18 protein-coding genes are annotated in these 15,940 nt (G+C 61.4%); 16 read left to right on the forward strand and 2 right to left on the reverse strand.

Annotated features, from left to right (window positions below):
* Positions 1-26: 26 nt before the first annotated feature.
* Positions 27-719, reverse strand: coding sequence for an alpha/beta family hydrolase (locus ACP7EW_RS05765; RefSeq protein WP_426215876.1), 693 nt, complete (start codon positions 717-719; stop codon positions 27-29).
* A 79-nt stretch (positions 720-798) separates the two neighbouring features.
* On the opposite strand from ACP7EW_RS05765, the gene ccoN (ACP7EW_RS05770) reads away from it, so the two are divergent.
* The 16 genes from ccoN (ACP7EW_RS05770) (at position 799) to hemN (ending at position 15,412) form a co-directional block, all read left to right on the forward strand.
* Positions 799-2,223 (forward strand): cytochrome-c oxidase, cbb3-type subunit I, encoded by a 1,425-nt coding sequence (ccoN, locus tag ACP7EW_RS05770; RefSeq protein WP_016979314.1) that lies wholly within the window; start codon positions 799-801, stop codon positions 2,221-2,223.
* A gap of 10 nt (positions 2,224-2,233) precedes the next feature.
* Entirely contained in the window at positions 2,234-2,842 is a 609-nt protein-coding gene (ccoO, locus tag ACP7EW_RS05775; RefSeq protein ID WP_017735321.1) for a cytochrome-c oxidase, cbb3-type subunit II, read from the forward strand.
* A 3-nt stretch (positions 2,843-2,845) separates the two neighbouring features.
* Positions 2,846-3,046 carry a cbb3-type cytochrome oxidase subunit 3 gene (locus tag ACP7EW_RS05780; protein ID WP_010208563.1) on the forward strand — a complete coding sequence of 67 codons (201 nt, stop codon included), beginning with the start codon at positions 2,846-2,848 and terminating at the stop codon, positions 3,044-3,046.
* On the forward strand, positions 3,043-3,990 hold the full coding sequence (gene ccoP / locus ACP7EW_RS05785; protein WP_426215878.1) for a cytochrome-c oxidase, cbb3-type subunit III: 948 nt from the start codon (positions 3,043-3,045) through the stop codon (positions 3,988-3,990). Before ACP7EW_RS05780 ends, ccoP (ACP7EW_RS05785) begins: the two co-directional genes overlap by 4 nt.
* 349 nt (positions 3,991-4,339) lie before the next feature.
* Positions 4,340-5,782 (forward strand): cytochrome-c oxidase, cbb3-type subunit I, encoded by a 1,443-nt coding sequence (gene ccoN / locus ACP7EW_RS05790; protein ID WP_233891890.1) that lies wholly within the window; start codon positions 4,340-4,342, stop codon positions 5,780-5,782.
* Positions 5,782-6,390: a cytochrome-c oxidase, cbb3-type subunit II gene (gene ccoO, locus ACP7EW_RS05795; RefSeq protein WP_003193167.1), complete on the forward strand. Its 609-nt coding sequence runs from the start codon at positions 5,782-5,784 to the stop codon at positions 6,388-6,390. The genes ccoN (ACP7EW_RS05790) and ccoO (ACP7EW_RS05795) overlap by 1 nt, the downstream gene beginning before the upstream one ends.
* Positions 6,391-6,396: 6 nt before the next feature.
* Complete coding sequence (locus ACP7EW_RS05800) at positions 6,397-6,582, forward strand: CcoQ/FixQ family Cbb3-type cytochrome c oxidase assembly chaperone (RefSeq protein WP_003175465.1); 186 nt, start codon at positions 6,397-6,399, stop codon at positions 6,580-6,582.
* Positions 6,579-7,556, forward strand: coding sequence for a cytochrome-c oxidase, cbb3-type subunit III (gene ccoP / locus ACP7EW_RS05805; protein ID WP_061449227.1), 978 nt, complete (start codon positions 6,579-6,581; stop codon positions 7,554-7,556). Before ACP7EW_RS05800 ends, ccoP (ACP7EW_RS05805) begins: the two co-directional genes overlap by 4 nt.
* A gap of 171 nt (positions 7,557-7,727) precedes the next feature.
* Entirely contained in the window at positions 7,728-7,982 is a 255-nt protein-coding gene (locus tag ACP7EW_RS05810) for a type II toxin-antitoxin system Phd/YefM family antitoxin (protein WP_038847979.1), read from the forward strand.
* On the forward strand, positions 7,982-8,392 hold the full coding sequence (locus ACP7EW_RS05815) for a type II toxin-antitoxin system VapC family toxin (protein WP_426215881.1): 411 nt from the start codon (positions 7,982-7,984) through the stop codon (positions 8,390-8,392). The genes ACP7EW_RS05810 and ACP7EW_RS05815 overlap by 1 nt, the downstream gene beginning before the upstream one ends.
* A 207-nt stretch (positions 8,393-8,599) precedes the next feature.
* A complete protein-coding gene (gene ccoG, locus ACP7EW_RS05820; protein WP_269131631.1) occupies positions 8,600-10,003 on the forward strand; it encodes a cytochrome c oxidase accessory protein CcoG in 1,404 nt (467 codons plus the stop codon).
* Between the two features lie 14 nt (positions 10,004-10,017).
* Positions 10,018-10,557 carry a FixH family protein gene (locus tag ACP7EW_RS05825; protein ID WP_015885303.1) on the forward strand — a complete coding sequence of 180 codons (540 nt, stop codon included), beginning with the start codon at positions 10,018-10,020 and terminating at the stop codon, positions 10,555-10,557.
* A 7-nt stretch (positions 10,558-10,564) separates the two neighbouring features.
* On the forward strand, positions 10,565-13,015 hold the full coding sequence (locus ACP7EW_RS05830) for a heavy metal translocating P-type ATPase (protein WP_426215884.1): 2,451 nt from the start codon (positions 10,565-10,567) through the stop codon (positions 13,013-13,015).
* Positions 13,016-13,037: 22 nt separating this feature from the next.
* The gene (gene ccoS, locus ACP7EW_RS05835; RefSeq protein ID WP_033900568.1) at positions 13,038-13,250 is read left to right on the forward strand and encodes a cbb3-type cytochrome oxidase assembly protein CcoS; all 213 of its coding nucleotides are present in this window, start codon (positions 13,038-13,040) and stop codon (positions 13,248-13,250) included.
* The gene (locus tag ACP7EW_RS05840; RefSeq protein ID WP_426215886.1) at positions 13,243-13,926 is read left to right on the forward strand and encodes a sulfite exporter TauE/SafE family protein; all 684 of its coding nucleotides are present in this window, start codon (positions 13,243-13,245) and stop codon (positions 13,924-13,926) included. Before ccoS ends, ACP7EW_RS05840 begins: the two co-directional genes overlap by 8 nt.
* Positions 13,927-14,029: 103 nt before the next feature.
* On the forward strand, positions 14,030-15,412 hold the full coding sequence (gene hemN, locus ACP7EW_RS05845; protein WP_426215888.1) for an oxygen-independent coproporphyrinogen III oxidase: 1,383 nt from the start codon (positions 14,030-14,032) through the stop codon (positions 15,410-15,412).
* Here the strand turns inward: hemN and ACP7EW_RS05850 are convergent, their stop codons facing one another.
* Entirely contained in the window at positions 15,413-15,880 is a 468-nt protein-coding gene (locus tag ACP7EW_RS05850; protein WP_082461644.1) for a FlxA-like family protein, read from the reverse strand. It abuts the gene before it with no gap.
* Positions 15,881-15,940: the final 60 nt, after the last annotated feature.

Raw genomic sequence — 15,940 nt, forward strand, 5'->3', positions numbered from 1 at the left:
GGAGCGGGCTTGCTCGCGAAGAGGCCCTAACAACCGCCAAGAAACTCAGCCACCTTCACCGCCGCAGCCTCCAGATGCTGCTCATGACTAAACCCCGAAGCCTTCAACGGCTTCAAGTCATGATCCCCCGCCACCAGCCACATCACCTCGATGCTCGGCGACAACGCATACCCCTCAACCGCAACCCGATTGCCCAGCGCATCCCGCTCGCCTTGCACAATCAACGTCGGCGTCTTCAACCCGGCCAGATGCTCAGTCCGTGGTTTCTCCGGTTTACCCACCGCATAAAACGGATACCCCAGGCACACCAACCCGTCCGCGCCCACTTCATCCGCCAGCAAACTGGCCATGCGCCCGCCCATGGACTTGCCGCCAATGGCCAGCTTCCCAGCGACATGACGTCGCACCTCGGCCACCACCTCGCGCCAGGTTTCCAGCAGTTTCGGCGCCGGGTTGGGTGGGCGTTTGCCGCCGTCGACACGGCGTTGAGCCATGTAGGGAAATTCGAAGCGCAACACGTTGACGCCATGCCCGGCAAGGCGTGCAGCCATGTCGTTCATGAAGGATGAGTCCATCGGTGCTCCGGCGCCGTGGGCCAGGATCAGCGTCACAGGTTCACCTCCTGCAACGTCCGCCGCGACATCCCACAACCAGCCGCGTTCCCGCACACACTGCGCCCATTGATCCCCGTCAATACCGGCCTTGTGCTCTTTGCCCATGCTTGCCTCGCTTTTTAGTCTGCCTATAACTCCAGCCCAAGTGCCGCATCTGCTTGGGTTGAACCGTGGATGGGGAACCATGAACACTACATTAAGTACCGCCTATAACTACAAGGTGGTCCGCCAATTCGCCATTATGACGGTGGTGTGGGGCATCGTCGGCATGGGGCTCGGGGTTTTTCTCGCCGCCCAATTGGTCTGGCCTGCACTCAACTTCGACTTGCCGTGGACCAGCTTCGGCCGCCTGCGCCCGTTGCACACCAACGCGGTAATCTTCGCCTTCGGCGGCTGCGCGCTGTTCGCCAGCTCCTTCTATTCGGTGCAACGCACCTGCCAGACCCAGCTGTTCGCGCCGAAGATCGCCGCGTTCTGCTTCTGGGGCTGGCAGCTGGTCATCCTGTTGGCCGCGATCTCCTTGCCGCTGGGCTACACCAGCTCCAAGGAATACGCCGAGCTGGAATGGCCGATCGACATCCTCATCACCATCGTCTGGGTGGCCTACGCCATCGTGTTCTTCGGCACGGTGATGAAGCGCAACACCAAGCACATCTACGTCGGTAACTGGTTCTTCGGTGCGTTCATCATCACCGTGGCCATCCTGCATATCGTCAACAACCTGGAAATCCCGGTCAGCCTGACCAAGTCCTACTCCCTCTACGGCGGTGCGACGGATGCCATGGTGCAGTGGTGGTATGGGCATAACGCCGTGGGCTTTTTCCTCACCGCCGGCTTCCTGGGGATGATGTACTACTTCGTGCCCAAGCAAGCCGAACGTCCGGTGTATTCCTATCGCTTGTCCATCGTGCACTTCTGGGCGCTGATCACCCTGTACATCTGGGCGGGCCCGCACCACTTGCACTACACCGCGCTGCCGGACTGGGCACAATCCCTGGGCATGGTGATGTCGCTGGTGCTGCTGGCGCCGAGCTGGGGCGGCATGATCAACGGCATGATGACCTTGTCGGGCGCCTGGCATAAGTTGCGCAGCGACCCGATCCTGCGCTTCCTCGTGGTGTCCCTGGCCTTCTACGGCATGTCGACGTTCGAAGGCCCGATGATGGCGATCAAGACCGTCAACGCCCTCTCCCACTACACCGACTGGACCATCGGCCACGTACACGCCGGGGCGCTGGGTTGGGTGGCGATGATCTCCATCGGCGCGCTGTACCACATGATCCCGAAAGTCTTCGGTCGTGAGCAGATGTACAGCCTCGGCCTGATCAACGCGCATTTCTGGCTGGCCACCATCGGCACCGTGCTCTACATCGCCTCGATGTGGGTCAACGGCATCGCCCAGGGCCTGATGTGGCGTGCGGTCAACGAAGACGGCACCTTGACCTACTCCTTCGTCGAAACCCTGGTGGCCAGCCACCCTGGCTTCATCGTGCGGCTGGTGGGCGGTGCGGTGTTCCTCTGCGGCATGTTCCTGATGGCTTACAACACCTGGCGCACCGTGCGTTCGGCGCAGCCCGTCGAAGCCACGACCACTGCGCAGCTGGCCTGAGGAGTCTGTGATGAAACACGAAACGATTGAAAAGAACGTCGGCCTGCTGATGCTGCTCATGGTACTGGCCGTGAGCATCGGTGGCCTGACCCAGATCGTCCCGCTGTTCTTCCAGGACGTGACCAACAAGCCGGTGGAAGGCATGAAGCCCTACACCGCGCTGCAACTGGAAGGCCGTGACATCTACATCCGCGAAGGCTGTGTGCAGTGCCACTCGCAGATGATCCGCCCATTCCGCGCCGAGACCGAACGCTACGGCCACTACTCGGTCGCCGGTGAAAGCGTGTGGGACCACCCGTTCCTGTGGGGCTCCAAGCGCACCGGGCCGGACCTGGCCCGCGTGGGCGCGCGCTACTCGGACGACTGGCACCGCGCGCACTTGTACAACCCGCGCAACGTGGTGCCCGAGTCGAAAATGCCGGCCTACCCGTGGCTGGTCACCGCCGCGGTCGACAGCAGCCACACCGAGACCAAGTTGAAAGTGATGCGCACCCTCGGCGTGCCGTACACCGACGACGACATCAGTGGCGCCGTCGCCAGCCTCAAGGGCAAGACCGAGATGGACGCGCTGGTTTCGTACCTGCAAGTGCTCGGCACTGCCATCAAGAGCAAGAGGTGAGCCATGGGATTTGAATTCGATGCGGGCACCATCCGCGGCCTCGGCACGCTGGTGGTCGCCATCGCCTTTATCGGCCTGTCGCTGTGGGTGTTCAACAACCGGCGCAATGCGGAATTCGAGCAGGCACGCCTGCTGCCCTTCGCCGATGAACCTTCTCCATCCGACGCTCAAGAAGAGCCTGCAATAAGGAGCACTCGGCCATGACCCTATTCTGGAGTACATGGATCTGCGTACTGACCCTCGGCAGCCTGATCGGCCTGACCTGGCTGTTGATCGGCACCCGCAAGGGCGAGACCAAGGGCAGTGTGGACCAGACCATGGGCCACGCCTTCGACGGGATCGAGGAATACGACAACCCGCTGCCCCAGTGGTGGTTCATGCTGTTCGCCGGCACCCTGGTGTTTGCGGTCGGCTACCTGATCCTCTACCCGGGCCTGGGCAACTGGAAAGGCGTGTTGCCGGGTTATGAAGACGGCTGGACCCAGACCAAGGAATGGGACAAGGAAATGGCCAAGGCCGACGCCAAGTTCGGGCCGATCTTCGCCAAATTCTCGGCCATGCCCGTGGAAGAAGTGGCCAAGGACCCGCAAGCGCTGAAAATGGGCGGCCGCCTGTTCGCCTCCAACTGCGCGGTGTGCCACGGCTCGGATGCCAAGGGCGCGTTTGGTTTCCCGAACCTGGCGGACAATATCTGGCGTTGGGGCGGCTCGGCCGAAGCGATCAAGACCACCATCCTGAATGGCCGCCACGCGGCGATGCCGGCCTGGGGTGACATGCTTGGTGATGAAGGGGTGAAAAACGTCGCGGCCTATGTTCGTCACGACGTGGCCAAGCTGCCCTTGCCGGCCAACAGCACCGCAGACCTGGCAGCAGGCCAGGCGGCGTTCAGCACTACCTGTGTCGCCTGCCACGGTCCGGAAGGCCACGGCATGGAAGCCATGGGTGCGCCTGACCTGACCAAGCCGGCCGGCTACATCTACGGCACCAGCCTCGCGCAGTTGCAGCAGACCATCCGTCACGGCCGCCAAGGCCAGATGCCGGCGCAGGAAGTGCTGCAAGGTAACGACAAGGTGCACTTGTTGGCCGCGTATGTTTACAGCCTGTCCCACAACGCCGATGGCGCAACGCCAGAAAGCCAGCCTGAGTAACCACTGAGCGCTGCCCCAATCTGGGGCAGCCGCTCTACCTGGCTAGCGACCAAGTGTCGCACCCTTCCAAAGCACAACTTTCCCCTCCTCACTTTCGGGTCTACGCTTGTTCCCACAGCGGACCAATCCTGGCGTACGCGACGGCATTCGTTGCGACCCCAAAATTTTCCTGTCCACTCGATCAGCTTTCGATTTCGGATTTTGTCCTTACGCCAAACATGGAAAGGGCGCAGAATCTGGCGTGGAACGCATTGATACAGGTCAGCCATTGCGTTGCAATGGCCCCTCGCTTTCTACATACTTGCGGCCGATTTTACCTATAAAAAAACCTAAACCGTGGAACCTTAGAATGAGCACAGCAATCAGTCCGACTGCTTATAACTATAAGGTAGTCCGCCAGTTCGCCATCATGACGGTGGTCTGGGGGATCCTTGGCATGGGGCTCGGGGTGTTCATCGCCTCGCAACTGGTTTGGCCGGAATTGAATTTCGGTTTGCCATGGACGACCTTTGGCCGCCTGCGCCCGCTGCACACCAACCTGGTGATTTTCGCCTTCGGTGGCTGTGCATTGTTTGCCACCTCTTACTATGTCGTGCAGCGAACCTGCCAGACGCGACTGATCTCCGACAGCCTCGCGGCCTTCACCTTCTGGGGTTGGCAAGCCGTCATCGTGAGCGCCATCGTCACCCTGCCCCTGGGTTACACCACCACCAAGGAATACGCCGAGCTGGAATGGCCGATCGCCATTTTGCTCGCCATCGTGTGGGTGACCTACGCCGTGGTGTTCTTCGGCACCATCGTCAAGCGCAAGACCAAGCACATCTACGTGGGCAACTGGTTCTACGGCGCCTTTATCCTGGTGACGGCGATGCTGCACATCGTCAACCACGCGTCGTTGCCGGTCAGCCTGTTCAAGTCCTACTCGGCCTACGCCGGGGCCACGGATGCGATGATCCAGTGGTGGTACGGCCACAACGCCGTGGGTTTCTTCCTGACCACCGGTTTCCTGGGGATGATGTACTACTTCGTGCCCAAACAGGCCGAACGTCCTATTTACTCGTATCGTTTGTCCATCGTGCACTTCTGGGCGCTGATCACCCTGTACATCTGGGCAGGTCCGCACCACCTGCACTACACCGCGCTGCCGGATTGGGCGCAGTCGCTGGGCATGGCGATGTCGATCATCCTGCTCGCCCCGAGCTGGGGCGGCATGATCAACGGCATGATGACCCTGTCGGGCGCCTGGCATAAATTGCGCACTGACCCGATCCTGCGCTTTCTGGTGGTGTCGCTGGCGTTCTACGGCATGTCGACCTTTGAAGGCCCGATGATGGCGATCAAGACCGTCAACTCGCTGTCCCACTACACCGACTGGACCATCGGCCACGTACACGCCGGCGCTCTCGGCTGGGTAGCGATGATCTCGATCGGCGCGATCTACCACATGATCCCCCGACTGTTCGGCCGCGTGCAGATGCACAGCGTCGCGCTGATCAACACGCACTTCTGGCTGGCCACCATCGGCACCGTGCTCTACATCGCCTCGATGTGGGTCAACGGCATCACCCAGGGCCTGATGTGGCGTGCGATCAACGATGACGGCACCCTCACTTACTCCTTCGTCGAAGCGCTGCAAGCCAGCCACCCGGGCTACATCGTCCGCGCCCTGGGCGGTGCGTTCTTTGCCGCCGGCATGCTGTTCATGGCCTACAACGTCTGGCGCACCGTGCGTGCCTCCGACCCTGCAGAAGCCGAAGCCGCCGCCAAGATCGCCGTTGTGGGAGCCCACTGATGAAGCATGAAGTAGTCGAGAAGAATATCGGCCTGCTGGCCTTCTTCATGGTCATCGCCGTGAGTATCGGCGGCCTGACCCAGATCGTTCCGCTGTTCTTCCAGGACGTGACCAACAAGCCGGTCGAAGGCATGAAGCCGCGCACCGCCCTTGAACTGGAAGGCCGCGACGTCTACATCGCCAACGGCTGTGTCGGCTGCCACTCGCAGATGATCCGCCCGTTCCGCGCCGAAACCGAACGCTACGGCCACTACTCGGTCGCTGGCGAAAGCGTGTGGGACCACCCGTTCCTGTGGGGTTCCAAGCGCACCGGCCCGGACCTGGCCCGTGTCGGCGGTCGTTACTCCGATGACTGGCAACGTGCGCACTTGTACAACCCGCGCAACGTGGTACCTGAGTCGAAAATGCCGGCGTACCCGTTCCTCGTGGAAAACAAGCTCGACGGCAAGGACACCGCGAAGAAGATGGAAGTCTTGCGCACCCTGGGCGTGCCCTACACCGACGAAGACATCGCCGGTGCAGCCGCAGCCGTGAAGGGCAAGACCGAAATGGACGCATTGGTGGCCTACCTGCAAGGCCTGGGCACCATCATCAAAAGCAAACGGTGATTCTTCATGGATATCGGGATGATTCGTGGCCTGGGCACCGTTGTGGTGATGGTGGCCTTTATCGGCCTGGCGTTGTGGGTGTTCAGCCCCAAGCGCAAGTCGGAGTTTGAAGACGCGACCTTGCTGCCCTTTGCGGATGATCCCGAAGCCATCAAGCACGTCGAGCAAGCTTCTAGGAGTAACAAAGAATGACTACGTTCTGGAGTCTGTACGTCACAGTCCTCAGTCTGGGTACCATCTTCGCCCTGACCTGGCTGCTGCTGTCGACCCGCAAGGGCCAGCGCGCCGAGCAAACCGACGAGACCGTCGGCCACTCGTTCGACGGCATCGAGGAGTACGACAACCCACTGCCGAAATGGTGGTTCATGCTGTTCGTCGGCACCATCATCTTCGCCCTCGGCTACCTGGCGCTGTACCCCGGCCTGGGCAACTGGAAAGGCCTGCTGCCGGGCTACAACTACCTCGACACCGAAAAGCAAACCCCCTTCGCCAACGGCCAGACCGGCTGGACCGGCGTACACGAATGGGAAAAGGAAATGGCCAAGTCGGACGCCAAGTTCGGCCCGATCTTCGCCAAATTCGCGTCGATGCCGATTGAAGAAGTGGCCAAGGACCCGCAAGCCTTGAAAATGGGCGGCCGCCTGTTCGCCTCCAACTGCTCGGTGTGCCACGGCTCTGACGCCAAAGGCGCCTATGGCTTCCCCAACCTGACCGACGCCGACTGGCGCTGGGGTGGCGAGCCCGCCACCATCAAGGAAACCATCATGAAGGGCCGCCATGCCGTGATGCCGGCCTGGCTGGATATCCTCAAGGAACAAGGTGTCAGCGACGTCGCCGCGTTCGTGGTGACCAACCTCGACGGCCGCAAGCTGCCCGAAGGCGTGAAAGCCGATGTGGCCAACGGCGAGAAACTCTTCGCTGCCAACTGCGTGGCCTGCCACGGCCCGGCCGGTAAAGGCACCCCAGCCATGGGTGCGCCTGACCTGACCCACCCAGGTGCCTTCATCTACGGTTCCAGCTTCGCCCAACTGCAACAGACCATCCGTTGGGGTCGCCAGGGCCAGATGCCAGCGCAGGAACAACTGCAAGGCAATGACAAGGTGCACTTGCTGGCGGCGTATGTGTACAGCTTGTCCCATGGGGATAAGAAGGCTGAAGAGCAGTAAGCCCTCGAAACATCAAAGCCCCGCTCAGCGAAAGCTGGCGGGGCTTTGTTCATTCTGGCTCTCGGGGTTATGTCAGCAGGAACCCACTACCACTTGTAGCCTCACACTTGCGGTTTGTGACAGCCAAGTAGTAACGTAACTACATCCAGCCTGACGAAGGGGGAGCACCCCATGACCATCACCACCATTTCCAGCCGCGAATTCAACCAAGACACAAGTGGTGCCAAAAAAGCAGCCCGCCAAGGGCCGGTTTTTATCACTGATCGCGGCAAGCCGGCCCATGTACTGCTAAGCATTGAGGACTACCAGAAACTGACAGGGCTCAATGCCGACATCGTTGATCTGCTAGTGATGCCAGAAGCGGCCGATATCGACTTCGAAACCGAACGCGGCGTGATCACTCATCGACCTGTGGACCTCTCTTGATGTACCTACTCGACACCAACGTTATTTCTGAACTTCGCAAACCCCATGCCGACGCAAAGGTGGTCGCATGGGCAAAAAGTGTCATCGCTCCACGTATGTTTATCTCTGCGATAACGCTTAAAGAATTGGAGAACGGGGTCTTGCGTATCGAGCGCCGAGACCCGGCACAAGGCAAGGTGCTAAGAACTTGGCTCAATCGCCATGTAATGCCCGCTTTTGATTCCAGGATTCTGCCGGTGGATACCGCAGTCGCCCTGCGTTGTGCACATCTGCATGTGCCTGACCGGACCAATGAAAGTGATGCACTGATCGCCGCTACCGCTCTGGTTCACGGGCTGACCGTCGTGACGCGCAACACCAGCGATTTCAAATCCAGCGGCGTCCCACTGATCAATCCGTGGGACGAATGACCTCCTTACTCACCAAAACCGTCCATACTTCCCAAGTCAATTGATCCAGATCACGTACACCATCAATTGATTTCCCCCAACGCGACCAAAGGTCGCACCCTTTGCACAGCATCGGGGGCGTATCATTAGGCCACTGCAACACCCCTAATTTGACCCCGGTTGGCACGTACTGGCCGAGGCAAATCTCCACCGCCGTGGGATGCAATGATGAGCGACCAAATACCGGTACATGACGTTACCCCGCCTGCCAAAACTGTCGACCTCTACGCCTCGCGAGAGAAGATCTACACCCGTGCCTTCACTGGCCTGTTCCGCAATCTGCGCATGCTCGGCGGTGCCGGTCTGTTCCTGCTCTACTTCGGCACCGTGTGGCTGAATTGGGGTGGTCACCAGGCCGTGTGGTGGAACCTGCCGGAGCGTAAATTCTTTATTTTCGGCGCGACTTTCTGGCCCCAGGATTTCATCCTGCTGTCGGGCATTCTTATCGTCGCGGCATTTGGCCTGTTTTTTATCACGGTGTACGCCGGGCGTGTGTGGTGCGGTTATACCTGCCCGCAAAGCGTGTGGACCTGGATCTTCATGTGGTGCGAAAAGGTCACCGAAGGCGACCGCAACCAGCGCATCAAACTCGACAAAGCGCCGATGGGCGCCAACAAGTTCCTGCGTAAATTTAGCAAGCACAGCCTGTGGCTGCTGATCGGTTTTGTCACCGGCATGACCTTTGTCGGCTATTTCTCGCCGATTCGCGAACTGGTGTTCGACTTCTTCACCGGCCAGGCGGATGGCTGGTCATATTTCTGGGTGGGGTTCTTCACCCTCGCCACCTACGGCAACGCCGGCTGGCTGCGCGAACAGGTGTGCATCTACATGTGCCCGTACGCGCGTTTTCAGAGCGTGATGTTCGACAAGGACACCCTGATCGTTTCCTACGATCCGCGCCGTGGCGAACTGCGTGGCCCGCGCAAAAAAGGCGTCGACTACAAGGCCCAAGGCCTCGGCGATTGCATCGACTGCACGATGTGCGTGCAGGTGTGCCCGACCGGTATCGACATCCGCGACGGCCTGCAGATCGAGTGCATCGGCTGCGCCGCGTGCATCGACGCCTGCGACAACATCATGGACAAGATGGAGTACCCACGCGGCCTGATCAGCTACACCACCGAGCACAACCTGTCGGGGCAGAAAACCCACAAGCTGCGCCCGCGCCTGATTGGTTATGCATTGGTGTTGCTGGCGATGATCAGCCTGTTGGTGGCCGCGTTCTTCATGCGCTCGCTGGTGGGTTTCGACGTGAGCAAGGACCGCGTGCTGTACCGCGAAAACGCCGAAGGCCGCATCGAAAACGTCTACAGCCTGAAGATCATGAACAAGGACCAGCGCGACCACACCTACGTGCTCGACGCCGCAGGCTTGCCCGACCTCAAGCTGCAAGGCCGCCGTGAGATCAGGGTGGCCGCCGGTGATATCGTCAGCATGCCGGTCGAATTGTCGAGTGCGCCGGAACAACTGCCGTCGAGCACCAACGAGGTGAAATTCATCCTCACCGATGCCGATGACGCCAGCGTCCATATTGAAGCCAAGAGCCGATTCATCGGCCCACAAGTTCGTTAGAAGAGAGCAGAACCATGTCCGTAGCCACTGCCGCAAGCCCCTGGTACAAGCACCTCTGGCCCTGGATCATCATTGGGATCCTGGCCTGTTCGGTGACCTTGACCCTGTCCATGGTGACCATCGCGGTGAACAACCCGGACAACCTGGTCAACGACAACTACTACGAGGCCGGCAAAGGCATCAACCGCTCCCTGGACCGCGAACTGCTGGCCCAGACCCTGCAACTGCGCGCCAAGGTGCACTTGGATGAGCTGACCGGTGAAGTCGAAGTGAACCTCACCGGCAACAGCAACCCGACCACCCTGGAATTGAACCTGATTTCCCCGACACAGCCGGAGAAGGATCGCAAGATCAACCTGGCCCGCAGCGACAGCGAACCCGGTCGCTACATCGGCCAGGTCACCGACAAGGTCGAAGGCCGTCGCTTCGTCGAATTGCTCGGCGTCGAAGGCGACCGCACCTGGCGCATGTTCGAAGAAGAACAGGTCAGCCACGACAAGGACTTGCTGCTGGGCGATGAACCGTTGCAGGGTGCTGAAGACCTGAAAAAATAGCAGCGCCATGACCAGCCCAATCCCCTGCTACCACTGCGCCCTGCCCGTTCCGCCGGGCAGCCGCTTCACCGCAGTGATCCTCGGCGAACGCCGCGAGCTCTGTTGCCCAGGCTGCCAGGCAGTGGCCGAAGCCATTGTGGCCGGCGGCCTGGAAAGCTATTACCAGCACCGTAGCGAAGCCTCGGCCAACCCCGAGGCATTGCCGGTGCAACTGGTGGACGAGCTGGCGCTGTATGACCGCGCCGACGTGCAAAAACCTTTTGTGCACCACGAAGGCGAACTGGCCGAAGCCACCCTGTTGATGGAAGGCATCAGCTGCGCTGCGTGCGGCTGGTTGATCGAAAAACACCTGCGCAGCCTGCCCGCCGTGGCCGAGGCGCGGCTGAACCTGTCCAACCATCGCCTGCAAGTGCGTTGGGCCGATGGACAACTGCCGCTGAGCCAGCTGCTCAGCGAGTTGCGCCATATCGGCTACGCCGCCCACCCCTATCAGCCGGACCGCGCCGCCGAGCAACTGGCCAGCGAAAACCGCCTGGCCCTGCGCCAACTGGGGGTGGCCGGGCTGCTGTGGTTCCAGGCGATGATGGCAACCATGGCCACCTGGCCGGAATTCAATATCGACCTGAGCCCGGAGCTGCACGTGATCCTGCGCTGGGTGGCGATGTTTCTGACAACACCCATCGTGTTCTACAGCTGCGCACCGTTTTTCAAGGGGGCCATGCGCGACATGCGTACGCGCCACCTGACCATGGACGTTTCGGTGTCGTTGGCCATCGGCGGTGCCTATTTGGCGGGGATCTGGACCGCGCTCACCGGCGTGGGCGAATTGTACTTCGACGCGGTGGGCATGTTTGCGCTGTTCCTGCTGGCCGGTCGCTACCTGGAGCGCCGCGCCCGCGAACGCACGGCGGCCGCCACTGCGCAATTGGTCAATTTACTGCCCGCCTCATGCCTGCGCCTGAAAGCCGATGGCCAAAGTGAACGCATCCTGCTTCCTGAACTGGCACTGGGCGACCGCGTATTGGTCCATCCTGGCGCCGTGCTGCCAGCAGATGGCGTGATCCTCGAGGGGCAATCGAGCATCGATGAGTCCCTGCTGACTGGCGAATACCTGCCGCAACCGCGCCAGACCGGCGACGCGGTCACCGCAGGCACCCTCAACGTCGAGGGCGCGCTGACCGTCGAAGTGCGCGCCTTGGGCCACGACACGCGCTTGTCCGCCATCGTGCGCCTGCTGGAGCGGGCCCAGGCCGAAAAACCGCGCCTGGCGCAGATCGCCGACCGTGCCGCGCAGTGGTTCCTGTTGTGCTCGCTGATCGCCGCCGCGTTGATCGGCCTGTTGTGGTGGGAGCTGGATGCGTCGCGGGCGTTCTGGATTGTGCTGGCGATGCTGGTGGCGACCTGCCCCTGCGCGCTGTCCCTCGCCACCCCCACCGCCCTCACCGCCGCCACCGGCACCTTGCACAAACTCGGCCTGTTGCTGACGCGCGGCCATGTGCTGGAAGGCTTGAACCAGATCGACACGGTGATTTTCGACAAGACCGGCACCCTCACCGAAGGGCGCCTGGCGTTGCGGGCCATCCGCCCTCTGGGCAGCTTGAGCACCGACCTGTGCCTTAGCCTCGCCGCCGCCCTGGAAAACCGCTCCGAACACCCGATTGCCCGCGCTTTTGGCCGCGCGCCACTGGCCGCCGATGAAGTCATCAGTTCGCCAGGGCTGGGCCTTGAAGGACGTGTCGGCGAGCGCGTATTGCGCATTGGCCAACCGGGGTTTGTCTGTGAACTCAGTGGTTGCCCAATCCCAGCTGCGCCTGAGCTTTCTGGCCAATGGCTGCTCCTGGGCGACCGCGAAGGCGCGCTGGCCTGGTTCGTCCTCGACGACCGCCTGCGCAGCGACGCACCGGCCTTGCTCGCTGCGTGCAAGGCGCGTGGCTGGCGCACGCTGTTGCTGTCCGGCGACAGTTCGCCGATGGTCGCCAGCGTCGCCGCCGAACTGGGTATCGACGAAGCACACGGCGGCCTGCGCCCCGATGACAAGTTGCAAGTACTGCAACAACTTCACAGGGAAGGCCGCAAGGTGTTGATGCTCGGCGACGGGGTCAACGATGTGCCGGTCCTCGCCGCCGCCGATATCAGCGTGGCCATGGGCACCGCTACCGACCTGGCCAAGACCAGCGCCGACGCGGTGCTGCTGTCCAACCGCCTGGACGCCCTGGTACAAGCCTTTACCCTGGCACGGCGCACCCGTCGGGTGATCATTGAAAACCTGCTGTGGGCCGGGCTGTACAATGGCCTTATGCTGCCGTTTGCCGCCCTGGGTTGGATCACCCCCATCTGGGCCGCAGTGGGCATGTCCCTCAGTTCGTTGACCGTGGTGCTCAATGCCCTGCGCCTGACTCGCCTGCCGAGCGCGCCAGCGGCCCGAGCCCCCTCAGTAACCCGCCCGCTGCCGGTGTGAGCCGCACGGCCATGGAGTGCAGATGCCAGCTTTATACGTGATGATTCCGGCGGCGCTGCTGTTAGTGGGCGTGGCCATCTACATCTTCTTCTGGGCGGTGGACAGCGGCCAGTACGACGACCTCGACGGCCCGGCCCATAGCGTGCTGTTCGACGACCAGGACCCCAACCACCTGGCCGGCATCGAAGAGGCCAACCACCCAGAACAACCGCCGAAAGACCCGCCCCATGCTTGAACTGGCGCCACTGCTGGTCTCCGCGCTGATCCTCGGCCTGCTCGGCGGCGGCCATTGCCTGGGCATGTGCGGCGGGCTGATGGGCGCGCTGACCCTGGCGATCCCCAAGGAACAGCGCGGCCGCAGGTTTCAACTGCTGCTGGCGTACAACCTGGGGCGCATCTTCAGCTATGCCGCTGCCGGGGTGTTGATCGGCCTGGCCGGTTGGGTCGTGGCGAACAGCCCGGCGGCGATGTTCATGCGCGTGCTGGCCGGGTTGCTGTTGATCAGCATGGGCCTGTACCTGGCTGGCTGGTGGAGCGGCCTGACCCGTATCGAAAGCCTCGGGCGCGGCCTGTGGCGCTATATACAGCCAGTCGCCAACCGTTTGCTGCCGGTGTCCAGCGTGCCGCGCGCCTTGCTGCTGGGCGCGCTGTGGGGCTGGTTGCCGTGCGGATTGGTCTACAGCACCTTGCTGTGGGCGGCGAGCCAGGGCAATGCGCTGGACAGTGGGTTGCTGATGCTGGCGTTCGGGCTGGGGACTTGGCCGGTGTTGCTGGCGACGGGGTTGGCCGCTGAACGAGTCACGGCGCTTTTACGTAAACGCAGTATTCGGATGGCCGGAGGTTTGCTGGTGATTCTGTTCGGTATCTGGACGTTGCCAGGTCCACACCAGCATTGGTTGATGGGCCATTAAATCGCCATGTGGCATAGCGCCGCTCCCCGTTGATGCAAATCAAGATGACACCTGCGCCACGCCCCTAGACTCGGCCCACTAGCCTATCCGGGGGAACGCCCGCATGCTCGACGCCATTCGTTGGGACACCGATCTGATTCACCGCTATGACCTGGCGGGACCGCGCTATACGTCCTACCCCACCGCCGTACAATTCGACAGCCAGGTCGGCACCTTCGACCTGCTCCACGCCCTGCGCGACAGCCGCAAAGCCGAGCGACCGTTGTCGCTGTATGTGCATGTGCCGTTCTGCGCGAACATCTGCTACTACTGCGCCTGCAACAAGGTCATCACCAAGGACCGTGGCCGCGCCCAGGCCTACCTGCAACGCCTGGAGCAAGAGATCCAACTGGTGGCCTGCCATCTCGACCCGAAACAGCGGGTTGAGCAACTGCATTTTGGCGGCGGCACCCCGACCTTTCTCAGCCACGATGAACTGCGCCAGGTCATGGGCTGCCTGCGCCAGCACTTCAATTTGCTGGATGACGACTCCGGCGACTACGGCATCGAGATCGACCCCCGTGAAGCGGACTGGGCGACCATGGGCCTGCTGCGTGAGCTCGGCTTCAACCGCGTGAGCATCGGCCTGCAAGACCTCGACCCCGAAGTGCAACGGGCGGTGAATCGCCTGCAGAGCCTGGAGGAAACCCGCGCGGTAATCGATGCAGCGCGCACCCTGCAATTTCGCTCGATCAATATCGACCTGATCTACGGCCTGCCCAAGCAAACGCCGATCAACTTCGCACGCACCGTAGAAGAGGTGATCAGGTTGCAACCGGACCGCCTGTCGGTGTTCAACTACGCGCATCTGCCGGAGCGTTTCATGCCCCAGCGGCGCATCAACACGGATGAACTCCCCTCCCCCGCGTCAAAGCTCTTGATGCTGCAAACCACCATCGAGCAACTGACCCAGGCCGGTTACCGCTACATCGGCATGGACCACTTCGCCCTGCCCGACGACGAACTGGCCATCGCCCAGGAAGAAGGCACCCTGCAACGCAACTTCCAGGGCTACACCACCCACGGCCATTGCGACTTGATCGGGCTAGGCGTGTCGGCGATCAGCCAGATCGGTGACCTGTACTGCCAGAACAGCAGCGACCTCAACGGCTACCAGAACACCCTGGCCGGCGCGCAACTGGCCACCAGTCGCGGCCTGGTTTGCACCACGGACGATCGGCTGCGGCGGGAAGTGATTCAGCAGTTGATCTGCAATTTCAGCCTGGCATTCGAGACGATCGAGCAGGCCTTCAACATGGATTTTCGCGGGTATTTCGACGACATCTGGCCGCAACTGACGGCGATGGCCGAGGATGGCCTGATCGAACTCGACGCCCAGGGCATTCGTGTATTGCCGGCCGGGCGATTGTTGGTGCGTTCGGTGTGCATGGTGTTCGATGCCTACCTGGAGCACCAGAACAGGCAACGATTTTCACGGGTGATCTGATTACATCGCCAGTGAGGCGGTCTTCATCGAATCCTCGGCACTCATACCTTTCATCGACTTAGCCAGTGAGGTCTGGGCCGACATCAGGCCCGCCTGCAATGAACTGATCTCGCTCTGCAAAGCGCTGGCCTTTGCGCGAGCCTCTTCGGGGGAGAGGTTAGTGGCTGCAGCAACAGCCGCCAGCTCCGCCTGTTTTTCGGCGATCTGTTGTTTCAATTGGCGGATCATTTTCAGCACCTGCTTGACGTTGTCGTCCAGGCCGCTGTCATCGATATCCGCATTGGAGCTTTTAGCCGCACCTGCCGCCTTGAACGCATCGGCAGAAATAGTCACCGTCACACCTTCCACCACTTTGGGTGCATGGGTGGTTTCAACCTCTGGCGCTGCTTCCTTGGCCTCAGCCGCAGGCTTTGCATCCGGGACGGTCGGAATGCGGATCGCAGGATTGTAGGCAGCTATAACAGACATGATCCAAGCTCCGACTCAATAGGTATGCCTTCTGTATCGACCCCGACACAAAAACCTTTA

The sequence above is a fragment of the Pseudomonas sp. DWRC2-2 genome (assembly GCF_049897885.1).
In the GTDB taxonomy this organism is placed as follows: Bacteria; Pseudomonadota; Gammaproteobacteria; order Pseudomonadales; family Pseudomonadaceae; genus Aquipseudomonas; species Aquipseudomonas azotoformans_A.